The 16,388-nt window shown below is 62.8% G+C and carries 17 protein-coding genes; 12 read left to right on the forward strand and 5 right to left on the reverse strand.

All coding sequences use genetic code 11. The features are described 5' to 3' along the window. Positions 1 to 94: 94 nt before the first annotated feature. The 3 genes from efp to mbfA all read left to right on the forward strand — a co-directional run bounded on the left by efp (position 95) and on the right by mbfA (position 3,425). Positions 95 to 664 carry an elongation factor P gene (gene efp, locus QA637_RS18195; RefSeq protein ID WP_153442495.1) on the forward strand — a complete coding sequence of 190 codons (570 nt, stop codon included), beginning with the start codon at positions 95 to 97 and terminating at the stop codon, positions 662 to 664. 213 nt (positions 665 to 877) lie between these two features. After that, positions 878 to 2,119: an SAM-dependent methyltransferase gene (locus QA637_RS18200; protein ID WP_153442496.1), complete on the forward strand. Its 1,242-nt coding sequence runs from the start codon at positions 878 to 880 to the stop codon at positions 2,117 to 2,119. Positions 2,120 to 2,441: 322 nt separating this feature from the next. Continuing rightward, positions 2,442 to 3,425: an iron exporter MbfA gene (gene mbfA, locus QA637_RS18205; protein ID WP_153442497.1), complete on the forward strand. Its 984-nt coding sequence runs from the start codon at positions 2,442 to 2,444 to the stop codon at positions 3,423 to 3,425. A 101-nt stretch (positions 3,426 to 3,526) separates the two neighbouring features. On the opposite strand, the gene QA637_RS18210 is transcribed toward mbfA, so the two are convergent. Continuing rightward, positions 3,527 to 4,147 (reverse strand): transglutaminase-like cysteine peptidase, encoded by a 621-nt coding sequence (locus tag QA637_RS18210; RefSeq protein ID WP_153442498.1) that lies wholly within the window; start codon positions 4,145 to 4,147, stop codon positions 3,527 to 3,529. Positions 4,148 to 4,412: 265 nt separating this feature from the next. Continuing rightward, on the reverse strand, positions 4,413 to 5,222 hold the full coding sequence (locus QA637_RS18215; RefSeq protein WP_153442499.1) for an alpha/beta hydrolase: 810 nt from the start codon (positions 5,220 to 5,222) through the stop codon (positions 4,413 to 4,415). A gap of 221 nt (positions 5,223 to 5,443) precedes the next feature. Here QA637_RS18215 and infC point away from each other — a divergent pair, with 221 nt between their 5' ends. The 9 genes from infC to pheT all read left to right on the forward strand — a co-directional run bounded on the left by infC (position 5,444) and on the right by pheT (position 14,209). After that, entirely contained in the window at positions 5,444 to 5,980 is a 537-nt protein-coding gene (infC, locus tag QA637_RS18220) for a translation initiation factor IF-3 (RefSeq protein WP_136506618.1), read from the forward strand. A gap of 346 nt (positions 5,981 to 6,326) precedes the next feature. Continuing rightward, the gene (locus QA637_RS18225) at positions 6,327 to 6,860 is read left to right on the forward strand and encodes a hypothetical protein (RefSeq protein ID WP_153442500.1); all 534 of its coding nucleotides are present in this window, start codon (positions 6,327 to 6,329) and stop codon (positions 6,858 to 6,860) included. A gap of 215 nt (positions 6,861 to 7,075) precedes the next feature. Next, positions 7,076 to 7,627, forward strand: a complete 552-nt coding sequence (locus QA637_RS18230; RefSeq protein ID WP_283062659.1) for a PepSY domain-containing protein — start codon at positions 7,076 to 7,078, stop codon at positions 7,625 to 7,627. Positions 7,628 to 7,634: 7 nt separating this feature from the next. Continuing rightward, on the forward strand, positions 7,635 to 8,300 hold the full coding sequence (locus tag QA637_RS18235; RefSeq protein WP_153442501.1) for a response regulator transcription factor: 666 nt from the start codon (positions 7,635 to 7,637) through the stop codon (positions 8,298 to 8,300). Next, on the forward strand, positions 8,297 to 9,634 hold the full coding sequence (locus tag QA637_RS18240; protein ID WP_153442502.1) for a sensor histidine kinase: 1,338 nt from the start codon (positions 8,297 to 8,299) through the stop codon (positions 9,632 to 9,634). The genes QA637_RS18235 and QA637_RS18240 overlap by 4 nt, the downstream gene beginning before the upstream one ends. Positions 9,635 to 9,827: 193 nt before the next feature. Continuing rightward, positions 9,828 to 10,031 carry a 50S ribosomal protein L35 gene (rpmI, locus tag QA637_RS18245; protein ID WP_014330719.1) on the forward strand — a complete coding sequence of 68 codons (204 nt, stop codon included), beginning with the start codon at positions 9,828 to 9,830 and terminating at the stop codon, positions 10,029 to 10,031. A gap of 36 nt (positions 10,032 to 10,067) precedes the next feature. Further along, positions 10,068 to 10,472, forward strand: coding sequence for a 50S ribosomal protein L20 (gene rplT, locus QA637_RS18250; protein WP_153442503.1), 405 nt, complete (start codon positions 10,068 to 10,070; stop codon positions 10,470 to 10,472). A gap of 192 nt (positions 10,473 to 10,664) precedes the next feature. After that, positions 10,665 to 11,747 carry a phenylalanine--tRNA ligase subunit alpha gene (gene pheS / locus QA637_RS18255; protein ID WP_153442504.1) on the forward strand — a complete coding sequence of 361 codons (1,083 nt, stop codon included), beginning with the start codon at positions 10,665 to 10,667 and terminating at the stop codon, positions 11,745 to 11,747. A gap of 35 nt (positions 11,748 to 11,782) precedes the next feature. Next, positions 11,783 to 14,209 (forward strand): phenylalanine--tRNA ligase subunit beta, encoded by a 2,427-nt coding sequence (pheT, locus tag QA637_RS18260; RefSeq protein WP_283062664.1) that lies wholly within the window; start codon positions 11,783 to 11,785, stop codon positions 14,207 to 14,209. Positions 14,210 to 14,457: 248 nt separating this feature from the next. Here pheT and QA637_RS18265 read toward each other — a convergent pair whose 3' ends face one another. From QA637_RS18265 to QA637_RS18275, 3 genes are all read right to left on the reverse strand, one after another. Next, positions 14,458 to 14,835 carry a VOC family protein gene (locus tag QA637_RS18265; RefSeq protein ID WP_153442506.1) on the reverse strand — a complete coding sequence of 126 codons (378 nt, stop codon included), beginning with the start codon at positions 14,833 to 14,835 and terminating at the stop codon, positions 14,458 to 14,460. Between the two features lie 20 nt (positions 14,836 to 14,855). Then, positions 14,856 to 15,215, reverse strand: a complete 360-nt coding sequence (locus tag QA637_RS18270; RefSeq protein WP_153442507.1) for a nuclear transport factor 2 family protein — start codon at positions 15,213 to 15,215, stop codon at positions 14,856 to 14,858. A 101-nt stretch (positions 15,216 to 15,316) separates the two neighbouring features. Next, positions 15,317 to 16,312, reverse strand: a complete 996-nt coding sequence (locus QA637_RS18275; RefSeq protein WP_153442508.1) for an aldo/keto reductase — start codon at positions 16,310 to 16,312, stop codon at positions 15,317 to 15,319. Between the last annotated feature and the right edge of the window lie 76 nt (positions 16,313 to 16,388).

The raw sequence follows: 16,388 nt of genomic DNA on the forward strand, positions 1-16,388 counted from the left end.
GGTAGTTGCGGCGCGAAATCCTAGTTTTCGCGTCCTGCAGGGCCGGGTTTCCCGGCTCGCCGTGTCGCGCATACCTCTGTTACAAGGAAGACTAATGGTCAAGGTCATCGCTTCTTCTGTCCGCAAGGGCAACGTTCTCGACGTCGACGGCAAGCTGTATGTCGTGCTTACCGCACAGAACTTCCACCCGGGCAAGGGCACGCCGGTCACGCAGGTCGACATGCGCCGCATTTCCGATGGCGTGAAGGTTTCCGAGCGCTACCGCACGACCGAGCAGGTCGAGCGCGCTTTCGTCGAAGACCGCGAACACACGTTTCTCTATGAAGACGGCGAAGGGTTCCACTTCATGAACCCGGAAAGCTATGACCAGCTCGTCATGTCGGCTGAAGACATCGGCGACCAGAAGGCCTATCTCCAGGAAGGCATGGCCGTGATGCTGTCGATCCACGAAGGTGTTGCGATCGCCATCGACCTGCCGCGGCACGTCATCCTCGAGATCACCGAGACCGAACCGGTGGTCAAGGGCCAGACGGCGTCGTCCTCCTACAAGCCGGCGCTTCTCTCGAATGGCGTGCGCACCTCCGTGCCGCCGCACATCCAGGCCGGCACCCGCGTCGTCATCGCGACGGAAGACGGATCCTATGTCGAACGCGCCAAGGACTGATTGAGAAACCCGCATGGGAAATCAAACGGGGACGGTTGTCGCTGACTGCCGTCCCCGTTTTCGATTCACATTCGGCTGCCTATACCTGCAAATAGGGGGCGCATTTTGTGAAGCCGGTGCTAGGATGCCGCCGTCCGAAGCGGGGCGCGACGCAAAGTGGCTTGCCAACTGCGTCCTTTCTCATCTCGGCGATCCTGTCACGCGAGGTTTTGCATGTTCCCATTGTCGCATATGATGAAGTCCTTCATTCGCAAGGGTCGCCTGACGGTGATCGATGCCGATGGCAAGCGCCACGTCTTCTCCGGAGAGCCCGGGCCACACGTGACGATGCGGCTGACGGACAAGCGGCTTTACCGCACCCTCGTCTTCAATGCCGAGCTTGCGGCCGGCGAGGCCTATATGGACGGCACGATGCGCTTCGAGGAGGGCTCGACGCTCCGGGACTTTCTCACGCTGTTCTCGATCAACCGGCTCTCGCTCGGTTCCTATCCGATCCAGAAGGTCTTGCGCGCAATCAAGATGCGCTTCCGCAAGCGCCAGCAGGCAAACCCCAAGGGCAAGGCGCAGCAGAACGTTGCGCACCACTACGATCTCGGCAACGATTTCTACAAGCTCTTCCTCGACGAGAACATGCTCTATTCCTGCGCCTATTTCCGCGCTCCCGACGAGACGCTGGAGGCGGCGCAGCGAAACAAGCTCCGGCTGCTTGCCGCGAAACTCTGCCTGAAGCCGGGGATGAAGGTGCTCGATATCGGCTGCGGCTGGGGCGATCTGGCGCTCTACCTGGCGGCGCTCGAGAATGTCGAGGTTCTGGGCGTGACGCTCTCGAAGGAGCAGCAGGCGCTCGCGTCCGAGCGGGCTCGCAAGGCGGGCATGGCCGATCGCGTGCGCTTCGAGCTCAAGGATTACCGCGACGTCCAGGGCCCCTTCGATCGCATCGTCTCGGTCGGCATGTTCGAGCATGTCGGCGTTCACCACTATGACGAGTTCTTCAAGAAGCTGAATGCGTTGATGCCGGACGACGGGCTCGCGGTGCTACACTCGATCGGGCACATGAGCCCGCCCGGCATGGCGAGTTCGTGGCTGCGCAAATACATCTTCCCCGGCGCCTATTCGCCGGCGCTTTCGGAAGTCTTCTCGGTTGTCGAGCAGAACAGCCTGTGGGTGACCGATCTGGAATTCCTGCGGGTGCACTATGCGACGACGCTGGCTCACTGGGGCAAGCGCTTCGAGGAAAACCGCGACAAGGTGATCGCGATGTACGACGAGCGCTTCGCCAGGATGTGGGAGTTCTACCTGATCAGCGCGGAGATGATGTTCCGCACCGGCAGCCAGCTCGTCTTCCACATGCAATTGTCGCGCTCCCGCGACGCCGCCCCGATCGTCCGCGACTACATCACCGATCAGCAGCGCGCCTATATCGACCAGGAACGGGCGCTCAATCTCGCGATCTGAGTTCTCACCCTAAGCCTTCACCCCTCCCCAACCATCCCCACAAGGCATCCACAAGGGGAAGGGGTTGCTGGTCCGCTCTGTTCACGCCTCAGGCAGACCTGTACGGCAGGCGCGAAGGTTGGAAATGGCAGGGAAGTGTGTCGCGGTGCCTGGCCCTCCCTCTTGTGGGGAGGGGTTGGGGAGGGTCTGTTCTAGGTGCGGGAGAAGGTCGCGGCAGCGAGATGAGCGGGCGTTACTGCGCCGCAAGGCTCGCCCGCACCGAGCCTTGACGCTCCATGTTCCGGCTCCTATTTTTAGAATTATTCTAAAGAAGGTTTCACCAATGCTTTCCCGCCTCTTCTCCCGCTTCAAGCGTCCCTTTCTTTCCTTAAGCGAACAGGAAATCCTGGCGCTGGCGATCTCCTCGGAGGAGGACGATGGCCGCATCTATCTCGCCTATGCGGATGCGCTGCGCGCAAAATATCCGCACTCGGCCAAGGTCTTTGAGGATATGGCGGAGGAGGAAAGCCATCATCGCCAGGCGCTGATCGACCTGCATGTCGCCCGTTTCGGCAACCGCATTCCGCTCATCCGGCGCGAACACGTGCGCGACTTCCCGGAGCGCAAGCCCGATTGGCTGATCGCCGAGATGCCGATCGAAAAGGCGCGCGACGAGGCGGAAGCGATGGAGGAGGCGGCCCACCGTTTCTATGTCGAGGCGGCCGCGCGCACAGGGGATGCGGCGACGCGCAAATTGCTCGGAGACCTCGCAATTGCCGAGAAGTCGCATGAATCGCTCGCCCGCCGGCTTGGCGAGAAGCACACGCCCGAAGATGTGCGAGCGGAGGAAGAGCAGACGTCGCGCCGGCAGTTCATTCTCACTTACGTGCAGCCGGGCCTTGCCGGCCTGATGGACGGATCGGTCTCGACGCTGGCGCCGATCTTTGCTGCCGCCTTTGCGACCCAGGACACCTGGCAGACCTTTCTCGTAGGCCTTTCGGCCTCGGTCGGTGCCGGCATTTCCATGGGCTTCACCGAGGCTGCTCATGACGATGGCAAGCTTTCCGGGCGCGGCTCACCGATCAAGCGCGGGCTTGCCTCGGGCATCATGACGGCGCTCGGAGGGCTCGGCCATGCGCTGCCCTATCTGATCCCGCACTTCTGGACGGCGACGGTGACGGCGGCCGCGATCGTCTTTTTCGAGCTTTGGGCGATCGCCTTCATCCAGAACCGCTATATGGAGACGCCGTTCCTCAGGGCAGCCTTCCAGGTCGTGCTCGGCGGCAGTCTGGTACTCGCCGCCGGCGTCCTGATCGGCAATGCCTGATGCATGCCGCCGCAGTTTCGAGGTAACGCCATGTGGCGAAAAACGACATGAAAAAAGGGCCGCGCAAACCGGCCCTTTTTAATAGCGCGTCTTCTGGCTTGTCAGTTGCCGACCGAGCCGACGACGATCTCGCCGCTGTTGTCGATGGTCACCCAGCGGCCGCTGTTATAGGACGCCTGGCGCTTCAGATAGCGATAAGGCGTTTGTGTCCAGAGCTTCACCCTGTTTTCGAGATTGTCGAGGATGAAGTCGCCCTGCGCGGTGCGGACGGTCAGGACCGCATGGCCCTCGCCATCAGGCTTGCGCACGACGGTCATCAGCAACTGGCTGGCAGAAAAGCCCCGCTTCATCAGCCGGCGACGTTTTTCGAGTGCGAAGTCTTCACAATCTCCGGTGGTGGTCGGGTAGGACCAGACCTCGTCCCTGCCGAAAACCTGCTGGTCGGTCACGGGCGTGATCTCGCGGTTGACCTGAGCATTGATCTGTCGGATGACGGCCCAGCCGCGGTCGGTAACACGCGGCGCGACGGTGGTCTTGGACCGCGCACGGCATTCACCGCGATATTTCTGGCAAAACTCGTAATGCCCGATCGGCTGGGAGGTTACCGAGCCGGTCTGCATCCATGGAGAGGGCCCTGCCTGGGCGGGAATTGCCGTGTTTGCTGAAATGAATACTGCGCAGAAAGCCGCAATGCTTGCCTTAACCCCTGTCCAAGACGTCATACAGATCCCCTGCAACGCGGCGTACCGGCTCTTCCTGTCCGGACCTGTCCGCGCAATCCTGAGTTGACGACAGCTTCTGTAGGATTTCCCCCGACTGCTGCTCTAATCGTTAACAAAGAGTTAATATTGTTAGATCGATGGAGTCAATCTTCTGATTCGCGGATCGGCCGTTATGGTTAAAAACGCCAAGAATTGGCGGCGATAACGCTTGCGCCGCAATGGCATTGCGCGGCGCGCAGTGAAAAGATGCCTCGCTATGCGATCGTCAGGCTTGCGTCAGCATCGCGCCGATCGCCTGTTTCAATTTGGCAATATCCTCGTCGCGCGAGAGCCGATGGTCGCCGTCGCGAATAAGGGTCATCACCACATCGTCCGCCGGCATGTGCTCCATCAGCTTCAGCGCATGGCTGTAGGGCACATCGGGATCGCGCATGCCCTGCAGGATATGGACCGGGCAGCCCGTCTCGACGGGGCCCAAGAGCACGCGATTGGCGCGGCCGTCCTCGATCAGCGCCCGCGTAAAGATGTTGGGCTCGGGGCTGTATTGCGACGGCTCCTCGAAATAGCCGCGTTCGGCAAGCGAGGTTTTCTCGGCCTCGGTGAGATTGGGTTCGATCAGTTCCGCCGTGAAGTCCGGGGCGGGGGCGATCAGTACAAGGCCGGCGACGCGACCCGCCTCGCCGCGCCGTTTGAGCTCCTGAATGAGACGCAAGGCGACCCAGCCGCCCATCGAGGAGCCTATGAGGATCAGGCGCGATGCCGGCGCGGCGTGGTCGATGACCGCAAGGCTTTCCTCGATCCAGCGCGAGATCGTGCCGTCCCGGAAATCGCCGCCCGAGGCGCCGTGGCCGGAATAGTCGAAACGGATGCAGTCGGTTCCGGCTGCGCGGGCATAGTGCTCGACCTCGACGGCCTTCGTGCCGGTCATATCGGAGCGATAGCCGCCGAGCCACACGAGCGCGGGGCGCTGAGAGCGCGGCTCGGTGCGAAAGATCCGCATGGCGATCGTGCGCGCGGATGCACCGCTGCCCACCTCGATCCGCGTGATTTCAGTTTCGGCTGATGCTGTTGACATCGGATGTCCTCTTGAAAGACGGCGGCGGGCGCAAGATTTCCTTCTAAAACAGATTCGCCTATGCTTCGACAGAGGGTGATTTTCCTTGCGAGCCATGCTATTGACTCTGGCGCCGCAATTCACACATTGCCGTCGGTGACAGTTTCAAGCGCTTCGCCTGAGATCGCGCTGACCGTTCAAGCAGACCAAAGATACGTCAATAGCTCGAGGAGAGTACGACCATTCGCAGACCGTTCAAAGCGGACGCCCCGGTTAAAGAGGGACCGCGCTCAAACAAGGAAATCCGGGTCCCCCGGGTTCAGCTTATCGATGCCGAAGGCCAGAATGTCGGCGTCGTTCCGATCGACCAGGCGCTCCGCATGGCGGACGAAGCCGGTCTTGATCTGGTAGAGATCGCACCGAATTCCGAACCGCCGGTGTGCAAGATTCTTGATCTGGGCAAGCTGAAATACGCCAACCAGAAGAAGGCCGCCGAAGCGCGCAAGAAACAAAAGATCGTCGAGATCAAAGAAATCAAGATGCGTCCGAACATCGACACCCATGACTATGAGGTGAAGATGAAGGCCATGAACCGCTTCTTCGAGGAAGGTGACAAGGTCAAGGTGACGCTGAAGTTCCGCGGTCGCGAAATGGCCCACCAGGAACTCGGCATGAAGCTGCTCTTGCAGGTGAAGGACGACACCCAGGCGATCGCCAAGGTGGAAGCCGAACCGAAGCTCGAAGGCCGCCAGATGATGATGGTGCTCGCACCGAAGTGATCGGGAAACCCGTCGCGTTTCCAGCAAGAAGCCGCCGTTAGGCGGCTTCTTCGCTTTTGGCCCCGCAGCATGTTCTCCCCGAGTCGGAGCCGATTAAACCCATTCAGCAATTCCACGTGCTCCAGCGATCTTTGCGCGTCTCTTAAGACGCGCGGCGTTGTAAAGCGCGTCGCGTGAGTCCGATTGAACGCGACGCGCGTTAGATGTGCTCCGCTGTCGCCGATCCTGCCTGACAGAACGCTGACAAGGCGGCTCAGCGAGCTGTCAGCGACGGTATGCCATTCTTCCGGGGTTGGTAGGCGAAGGGAAGGATGGAAACATGCAATCCAAGTTCAGGAATTTGTTTTTGGCGACGACCCTCGGTGTCTTCAGTGCGGCGGCGGGACCATTTGCCTCGTCTCTGCTTGCCCCTGATTCGGCAAATCCTCTTTCGGCCGATGCGGTTGCGAGCGGCAGCGGTTCCGGCAGCGGCAAGTCGGGTGGCGGTAGCAGCGGATCGGGCGGCGGCAGCCATTCCGGCAGCGGCCATTCCGGCGGTCAGGGAAGCAATGGCGGTTCTGGCGGCGGAAATGGCGGTGGCGGTCACGGACAGGACAACGACAATGGCGACGACCGCCGCGCCGGCAATGACGACGACGATGATCGCAGGCGCGACAGGCCGGATCGCCCGGAAGTCGCGTTGAAGGTCCCCGAAGAAAGACTTCGTGGTCTCCTCAATGGCTCGCTGGTCGCCGTCGACAATCTCGGGCGGGTCCTGGAGGTCGAGGTAGAATTCGAGCACGGCGCTCGTTTCGTCACCGTCAAGCCGCACGGGTCGGATGCGCGCCGCAATCCGGGGCCGATCGGGTCCGTCTCGATCAGGTCTGCGCGGACGCCGTGACGGGCACTTCGCGATCGTGACGGCGCGATGAGGTGAGTTGCGAGCCCGGCCGCGCCCGCTTGCCCGAATATCCCACGCTTTGGGTCGCGTGGGATTTTCGACGTCGCGGCGTCCCATAAGCGAACGCGCCGTTCGGCTCTTGCTGTAGGCTTGACGAAGCGCCATCACTGCGACGTATTAACGTCTCCGCGTCCGCGTAGCGGCACCTCTGTCGATTGGTCAATGTCATGCGGGTGAAACGCCGCCTCTTCATTGCGCTTCTTAGCTGCTGCGTTTTCCCCTTGCTGGCGCCGCATCCGGTGGATTTTGCTGCCCATGCCGCAAGCGGCAGCGGCAGCAGCGGCTCCGGCAGCAGCGGCTCCGGCAGCAGTGGCTCCGGCAGCAGCGGGAGCAACAGTGGCTCTGGCAGTAGTGGCAGCAATAGCGGCTCGGGCGGCAGCAACAGTGGCTCGGGCAGCAGCAATAGCGGGTCTGGCAGCAGCGGCCACGGAGGTCACGGACAGGATGATGACGGCGAGGACGCCGGCGGCCGCCGGAGTGATCAGGAGCGCGTCCGCGACGCGGTAGTTGAAGGGCGGATCCTGCCGCTCAAGGACGTGCTGCGCCTCGTCGACGAGGACAAGTACGGCGCCGTCATCGGCATCGATCTGAGGCGCTACGGCGGGAGCGACGTCTACCGGCTGACGACCCGTGACGGCAAGGGCGTCATCCGTGATCTCAGGATCAACGCGCGTACCGGTAAATTCATGAATATTCTCGGATTTTGAGGCGGGCATGCGTATTCTTCTGGCCGAGGATGATCCCAATATCGCCGCCCATGTCGCGGCCAGGCTGAGCGTAAACGGCTATGAAGTCGATACCGTCGCCTTTGGCCCGGACGTTTGGGAGAGGGGCGAACAGGACGCCTACGCTGCGATCGTTCTCGATCTTGGCCTGCCTGGCATGGACGGGTTGTCGATTCTAAAGCGCTGGCGCGAAGCGGGCGTGGAGACGCCGGTGCTGGTTCTGACGGCGCGCGGATCCTGGATGGAACGTGTCGACGGCTTCGACGCCGGGGCGGACGACTATTTGCCGAAACCCTTCCGGACCGAGGAGCTCCTCGCCCGACTGAAGGCGCTGCTGCGACGCGCAGGACCGCGCCTGCGCGGCATCAGGGCCGCGGGGCGCTTCACGCTTGACGAGGAAAGGCGGCGGGTGACCTTCGATGGAAAGGTGCTCGATCTCAGCCCTCTCGAATACCGCATGGTCGCGCTCTTCATCGAGCGAAAAGGCCAGGTGGTGACGCAGCTCGAGCTCGCAAGCCATGTTCAGGGGCGGGAGGATGACGCCGCCAAGAACGCGGTTGAGGCGATGATCGCCCGGCTGCGGAAAAAGACGGACAGCGGCGCGATCGAGACGCGCCGGGGTTTCGGCTACATCCTGCCGGACGATCAACCATGATGCGGTCGCTGCGCCTGCGGCTGGCGATTGGGGCGATGATTGCGATCGCATTCGTCCTGCTGATGGCATGGATCTCCTTGAGCAGGCTCTTCACCGACTATGTGCTGAAGCAGTATCGAGCAGAGATGACGTCGATCATCGACACCATTGCCGCCGAGACGACCGCCTCGGGCGGCGGACTGCAGCTGGAACGCGAGCCTGCCGATCCGCGCTTTCGCCTCCCGACAGGCGGGCGCTACTGGCAGATCTCTCCAGCGTCGGGCGAGCCCCAGCGGTCGCGATCGCTGTGGGACGTCGTGATTGATACGGATTCGCCGCCGGTACACGCCTACCAAGGCTTCGCGCAGGTCGAGGGCCCCGACGGCTCGCCGATGCTCGTCCACAGCGAACACCTATCGCTTGGCGACGGACCTGCGGCGGTGTCCTTCACGGCGTATGCGGGCTTTTCCCGCAAGGAACTGGACGACGCGCTTGGCGCATTCCACGACCGCATGCGGCTGATGCTCCTCGCCATGGCTGGCGTGCTTGCGGGCGCGGCTTTTCTTCAGGGTGCAATCGGCCTCATGCCGCTTCAGCGCCTGCGGCAGCGGGCCGCCGCCGTACGTGCCGGTCGGGAGAGCGATTTCGGCACGGCCGGCCCGAGCGAGGTGCAGCCGCTCGTCAGTGAGATCAACATGCTGCTCGCCGAACGCGAGTCTGCGCTCGAACGTGCGCGGGCGCGGGCGAGCGATCTCGCTCACGGCCTCAAGACGCCCTTGACGGTACTGGCGCATCTTGCCGAGCACCTGCCGCCGGACGAGCGCGCGGCCGCGCTTCAGCAGGTGGATGCCGTGCGTCAGCGTGCCGATCGGCAATTGCAGGCCGCTCGCATGGGCGTCGAACGCATGGCCGCGACCACTGTCGCCGAGCTCGGCACAAGGGTGGTCAATGTATTGCGACCGGTCACCGTCGAAAAAGGCATCGCCTGGGAGGTCGACATCGAGCCGGCTCTGTCGCTCGATATCGATCCCGCGGACTTCGCCGAGTGCATCGGCAACTTGCTCGACAATGCGAGCAAGTGGGCGCGCTCGCGTATACGCCTCGGTGCGCGCAACGCCGAGGATTGCGTCGTGATCGAGATCGACGACGACGGACCTGGGGTCGACGATAAGAACCGCGAGTTGGTCCTGAGGCGCGGCGCGCACCTCGACGACCATGGCCCCGAACAGCGCTCTGGCTCGGGTCTGGGTCTCGCGATCAGCGCTGATATCGCCGAGGCCTATGGGGCGACGCTGAGGCTGGCGCGTTCCCCTCTTGGCGGATTGCAGGCCGCGTTGATTTTTCCGCGGCGGTAGCGCGCGCGATCGGGCGGCCGCTGTGCCTGTTTCGCCTCGCGCATTGCCGGCGTTTGCCTGCTTGCGTTTTTCAGGGCGTGCGGTTATAAGCCCCCGTCCGAACGGTCCGGCAGGGCATGCCGTGGCCGTTCTTAACGCTGGAAACGGGCCTCGTCTGCCTGTTTCGCACTATTAAGAACAATGGAGTAGCAAAATGCCCAAGATGAAGACGAAATCGTCTGCCAAGAAGCGGTTCAAAGTCACCGCTACCGGCAAGGTCCGCGCTGCCGCTGCTGGCAAGCGCCACGGCATGATCAAGCGGTCCAACAAGTTCATTCGCGACGCACGCGGAACCATGGTTCTCGCTGAGCCTGATGGCAAGAAGGTCGTCAAGAACTACCTGCCTAACGGTCTCTAAGACGTCTGGCGATTTGGATTTTAAGGAGATCATGACATGGCACGTGTAAAACGCGGTGTGACCGCCCACGCCAAGCACAAGAAGACGCTCAAGGCCGCCAAGGGTTTCTACGGCCGCCGCAAGAACACCATTCGCGCCGCCAAGGCCGCAGTGGATCGTTCCAAGCAGTACGCCTACCGCGACCGCAAGGTTAACAAGCGCAACTTCCGCGCTCTCTGGATCCAGCGCATCAACGCTGCCGTCCGCGAGCATGGCCTGACCTATGGCCGCTTCATCGACGGTCTCAACAAGGCCGGCATTGAAGTCGACCGCAAGGTCCTGTCCGACATGGCAATCCATGAGACGGCTGCATTCACGGCGCTGGTCGAAGCTGCCAAGAAGGCGCTCGCCTACCTCAAGGAAGCCGGCACGGCAAACGAGTTTGAAAGCGCTGTCCGTTAAGCCAGCGTTTTCCCAAGACCGTTTCTGAAATTGTTGGGAAACCCGCGCTGGCAGGGCTGGCGCGGGTTTTTCTTTTCGGCTCGCCAGCAGTGGTCGCAGCCACAGTCGACCCCTCCGACCGACATTGCGCGATCACATTGCTGAAGAATTGAACCGATATACCGAACCATTCCCGCATCGAGGCAGGACAGAATGAGCGAATTGGAAACATTGGAACGAACATTGCTGGCGGAAATCGACGCCGCCGGCGACGAGGGAGCGATCGAGGCGGTGCGCGTCGGCGCTCTCGGCAAGAAGGGCTCCATTTCCGAACTCTTGAAGACGCTCGGCACGATGACGCCGGAGGAGCGCCAGACGCGCGGCGCCCAGATCAATGCGCTGAAGAACACGGTAACGGATGCAATTTCCGCCCGTAAGCTGGCGCTCAAGGATGCGGCAATCGCCGAGCGGCTGGCGCGCGAAACGGTGGACATCAGCCTGCCGGTGCGCTCCTCGCCGGCCGAGCGCGGGCGCATCCATCCGATCAGCCAGATCGTTGACGAGATCACGGCGATCTTCGGCGACATGGGCTTCTCGATCGCCGAAGGGCCGGACATCGAGACGGATTACTACAACTTCACGGCGCTGAACTTCCCCGAAGGCCATCCAGCCCGCGAGATGCACGACACCTTCTTCTTCCATCCGGACGAGAAGGGCGAGCGCAAGGTGCTGCGCACGCACACCTCGCCGGTGCAAATTCGCACGATGGAAGCGCAGAAGCCGCCGATCCGCATCATCATTCCCGGCAAGACCTACCGGCAGGACTCGGACGCTACCCACTCGCCGATGTTCCACCAGGTCGAGGGCCTGGTGATCGACAGGACGGCGAATGTCGCCAACATGCGCTGGGTCCTGGAAGAATTCTGCAAGGCCTTCTTCGAGGTCGATCAGGTGACGATGCGATTCCGCCCGTCCTTCTTCCCCTTCACCGAACCGTCCTTCGAGGTCGATATCCAGTGCGACCGTTCCGGCCCGATCGTCAAGTTCGGCGAAGGCAAGGACTGGATGGAAATCCTCGGCTGCGGCATGGTCCATCCGAACGTGCTGCGCGCCGGCGGTCTCGATCCGGACGAGTATCAGGGCTTCGCCTGGGGCATGGGCCTCGACCGCATCGCCATGCTGAAATACGGCATGCCGGATCTCCGCGACTTCTTCAACGCCGATGTCCGTTGGATGACGCACTACGGCTTCCGCCCGCTCGACATGCCGACGCTCTTCGGCGGCCTCTCCGCTTGACCGCGCGCTGATATTTTTGGGACACAGGTGAAAACATGAAATTCACGCTTTCCTGGCTGAAGGACCATCTGGAAACCGACGCCACGCTCGAGGAAATCTGCGCCCGCCTGACGATGATCGGGCTGGAAGTCGAGGACGTCGACGACAAGGCGGCGTTCAAGCCCTTCGTCATCGCCAAGGTCGTCTCCGCCGAGCAGCATCCGAACGCCGACAAGCTGAAGGTGCTGATGGTCGACGCCGGCAACGGCCAGCCGGTGCAGGTCGTCTGCGGCGCACCGAACGCGCGCAAGGGTCTTATCGGCGCTTTCGCGGCCCCCGGCACCTATGTGCCCGGCATCGATGTAACGCTTTCGGTCGGCAACATCCGCGGCGTCGAAAGCCGCGGCATGATGTGCTCGGAAAAGGAATTGGAGATTTCCGACGATCACACCGGCATCATTGACCTTCCGGAGGATGCTCCGATCGGCACGAGCTATGCGGCTTACGCCGGCCTCGACGACCCGGTCATCGAGATCAACCTGACGCCGAACCGGCCCGACTGCACCAGCGTTCACGGCATCGCCCGCGATCTCGCCGCCTCCGGTCTCGGCACCTTGAAGGCCCAACCGGCACCATCCTTCGCCGTCGAAGGCAATACGCCGGTCAAGGTGAGCCTCGATCTCGGTGAAGACAAGCACCTCTGCCCCGGCTTCGCGCTCCGCCTCGTGCGCGGCGTCAAGAATGGCCCGAGCCCGGCCTGGATGCGCCAGCGGCTGACGGCCATCGGTCTCCGACCGATCAACGCGCTTGTCGACATCACCAACTACCTGACCTTCGACCAGGGCCGTCCGCTGCACGTCTTCGATGCCGCCAAGGTCACCGGCAACCTCACGGTCCGCCGGGCGAAGGAGGGCGAGAAGGTGCTGGCGCTCGACACGCGCGAATACACGCTGTCGCCGGCCAATGTGGTGATTGCGGACGAGGACGGCATCGAGTCGATCGGCGGCGTCATGGGCGGCGAGCACTCCGGCTGCGACGAGAACACCACGGACGTGCTGATCGAATCGGCGCTCTGGGATCCCATGAACATTGCCAAGACCGGCCGCATGCTCGGCATCATCACCGATGCGCGCTATCGCTTCGAGCGCGGCGTCGATCCGGAATACATGGTGCCGGGCCTGGAGCGGGCGACCGAGTTGGTGTTGGAACTCTGCGGTGGAACGGCCGCCAAGCTGGATGTAGTCGGCTACGAGGGGCACACGCCCAAGGTCGTCGACTTCCCGGTTTCTGAGGTGAAGCGGCTGACCGGCCTCGAGGTGTCGACCGAGGAAAGCGTCTCGATCCTGACCAAGCTTGGCTTCGGCGTCGATGGCTCCGGCGAGCGCTTCCGCGTCACCGTACCCTCCTGGCGCCCGGACGTGGATGGCAAGGCGGATCTCGTCGAGGAAGTCATGCGCATTCACGGCGTCGACAACATTGTTGCGGCCCCGCTCGAAAGCCACAATGTCGTCAACGGCAAGATCCTGACGACATTGCAGATCCGCACGCGCCAGGCCAAACGCACGCTCGCCAGCCGCGGCATGCTCGAAGCGGTTACCTGGTCGTTCATTTCAGAAGAGCAGGCGAAGCTCTTCGGCGGCGGCCAGCCGGCGCTGAAACTCGCCAATCCGATCGCCGCTGACATGTCCGACATGCGGCCCTCGCTGTTGCCGGGGCTTCTCACTGCCGCGCAGCGCAATGCCGACAAGGGCTATGGCGACGTGGCGATCTTCGAGGTTTCCGGGACTTATGAAGACGATACGCCGGAAGGCCAGCGCCGTGTCGCCGGCGGTGTCCGCCGCGGTACCGCGTCGCTGAACGGCTCCGGCCGGCTCTGGTCGAATGTGGCCAAGGGCGGCGGCAAGCCGGTCGATGTTTTCGACGCCAAGGCCGATGCCATCGCCGTGCTCGAGGCTTGCGGCGTGCCGATGGGCAATGTCCAGTTCGAGGCCGGTGGCCCGGCCTGGTATCACCCCGGCCGCTCCGGCACGATCAAGCTTGGTCCGAAGATCGTTCTCGGCAGCTTCGGCGAGTTCCACCCGAAGGCGCTCGATGCCCTCGACGTATCGGGCGCGCTTTGCGGGTTCGAGGTCTATATCGACGCCATGCCCGAGCCGAAGAAAAAGGCAACGCGCACCAAGCCGGCGCTGGAGCTTTCGCCATTCCAGGCGGTCAAGCGCGATTTCGCCTTCGTCGTCGACAGGACGGTCGAGGCGGCTGCGATCCTGAGGGCGGCGTCCGGTGCGGACCGCAAGCTGGTGACCGGCGTCAACGTCTTCGACGTGTTCGAGGGGGCCTCCCTTGGCGAGGGCAAGAAGTCGGTGGCGATCGAGGTGACGATCCAGCCGGTCGAACGCACGCTGGCCGACGAGGATTTCGAGGCTTTGACTTCGAAGATCATCGCCAATGTGGCGAAGAGCACGGGTGGCGTGCTCCGCGCCTGATGAAACATAAGAGGCCGCCGCAGGAGGCGGCGGGCTTGTTCGGCCAAAAAGTCTGGCAATCCGAGACCGAGACGATGTGTTCTTTGCGCCGCGCTCGCCCCTCATCCGGCGTGCCGGCCACTTTCTCCCCGTTTTGACGGGGCGAAGGGGACTGGTGGCGCCCACTCAGTCCCCTCTCGCCGCAAGCGGGGAGAGGGCCAGGGTGAGGGGCAAGGCGCGTCGCCTAACGATCGGCCCGTCGGAAGCGATCAGTCTAAGGGCTGCATCAACTCAATCCGATTGCCGAACGGGTCGCGGACATACCGGCGGACGAATCCCGCAAGCAACTCGTCCTCCGTTACTTGAAATCCAGCCGCCTCAAGGCGCGCGATCAACGCGAATAGATCATCGACGATGAAGGCGGGGTGCGCCTTGCCGGCGGGTGAGAAGTCCTTCTCGACACCGAGGTGGACTTTGAGTCCGGGACGCTCGAACCAGCAGCCGCCGCGCGCGGCAAGGTTGGATGGTTTCGGCACCTCAGGAATGCCGAGAAGGCCGGAATAGAAACGCCGCGCTTCGCCTTCGCCGCCCTCCGGCATCGCGAGTTGCACGTGATCGATCCCGATCACGATTCCAGCGGCCGACATTGGCTCGTCCGCGCCAGCACTCATGAATGGACGTGCCAGACCTTGTTGACGATCAGCCACCGCCCGTCGACTTTCAGCAGCGAGAGGTAATCCGTATAGCGTGAGCCGGCGAATTCATCGACGACCTTCACGCTCGCCGCGTCACCGGTGATTTGGATCATTTCCACGTCCATGAGCGGCTGTGTTTCCGGCGGTGCCGAGCCTTCCTTCAGGATCGCTGCTATGAAGGCGTCGCGGGTCAGCCACTCGATGGCCCCCTCATAATTACCGACGATCGAGGCGTTCGGGTGGAAGGCCTTGCGCAGCGCCGCCTCGTTGGCGAAGGCCATGCCGTCGACGTAGAGATGGACCACTGCGCTGATCGCCTGCTCTTCGGACATTCCTTATCCTCCTCCATTGGGGGCCGACTGCACTATAGGTAGGGCATCGCAGACGAAATGCGATGCCTACCGCATGCCGGAATGTCCGGAGGTGAATGCGTCTACCGGTTCGTCAGCGCCAACGACGCCTCGGGGTAGCGCTGGCCGGCGACAAGGGCCGGCGACAGGATCTCGGCGAGTTTCGCCAGCTCGGCGTCGGAAAGCACGATATCCGCGGCGGCAACGTTCTCCTCCAGATGCCGGATCCTGCGGGCTCCCGGAATCGGCACGATGAAGTCACCCTGGTTGATCACCCAGGAGAGCGCAAGCTGGGCGGCGGTGATGCCTCTTTGCGCAGCCAGCGTTTCGAGCGTCGAGACCAGGGCCGCGTTTGCGCTCAGGTTTTCTGCCTGGAAGCGCGGCAGCGATCGGCGGAAATCGTCGGCGGCGAGATCATCGACCTTGGCGATCGTGCCGGTCAGCATGCCGCGCCCCAGCGGGCTATAGGGTACGAAGCCGATGCCGAGTTCGCGGCAGGTGGCGAGCACCTCCTCTTCCGGGTCGCGCGACCACAGCGAATATTCGCTCTGCACCGCCGCGATCGGGTGCACCGCATGGGCGCGGCGAATGGTGGCGGCACTCGCCTCCGAAAGGCCAAGCGCGCGCACCTTGCCCTCCTTCACGAGTTCCGCCATCGCGCCGACCGTTTCCTCGATCGGTACGTTCGGGTCGACGCGGTGCTGATAATAGAGATCGATGACATCGGTTCCGAGCCGCTTCAACGAGGCTTCGGCGACGGCTCTCGCATTTTCCGGCCGCCCGTCGACACCCTTGATCGCTTCGGCCGCCGGTTTGCCCGGCTCGATGCGAAAGCCGAACTTCGTCGCGATTGTCACCCGGTCGCGCCGGTCCTTCAATGCCTTGCCGAGCAGCTTCTCGTTTTCATAGGGGCCATAAACTTCGGCCGTGTCGAAGAAGGTCACGCCGAGTTCGACGGCGCGATGGAGCGTGCGGATCGATTCTTGCTCGTCAGCCTCGCCATAGGCGAAGCTCATGCCCATGCAGCCGAGGCCGATGGTAGAGACGGTCAGTTGATTTCCGAGCTTGCGGGTTTTCATGGGAGGTCCTTTCAGGCTGCAACATGGGGAGCGCGCATTCAAGGTACGCCGCGTAGGCGGGCGGTTCGGGCCGATG

Source organism: Sinorhizobium terangae (assembly GCF_029714365.1).
GTDB classification, from domain to species: domain Bacteria; phylum Pseudomonadota; class Alphaproteobacteria; order Rhizobiales; family Rhizobiaceae; genus Sinorhizobium; species Sinorhizobium terangae.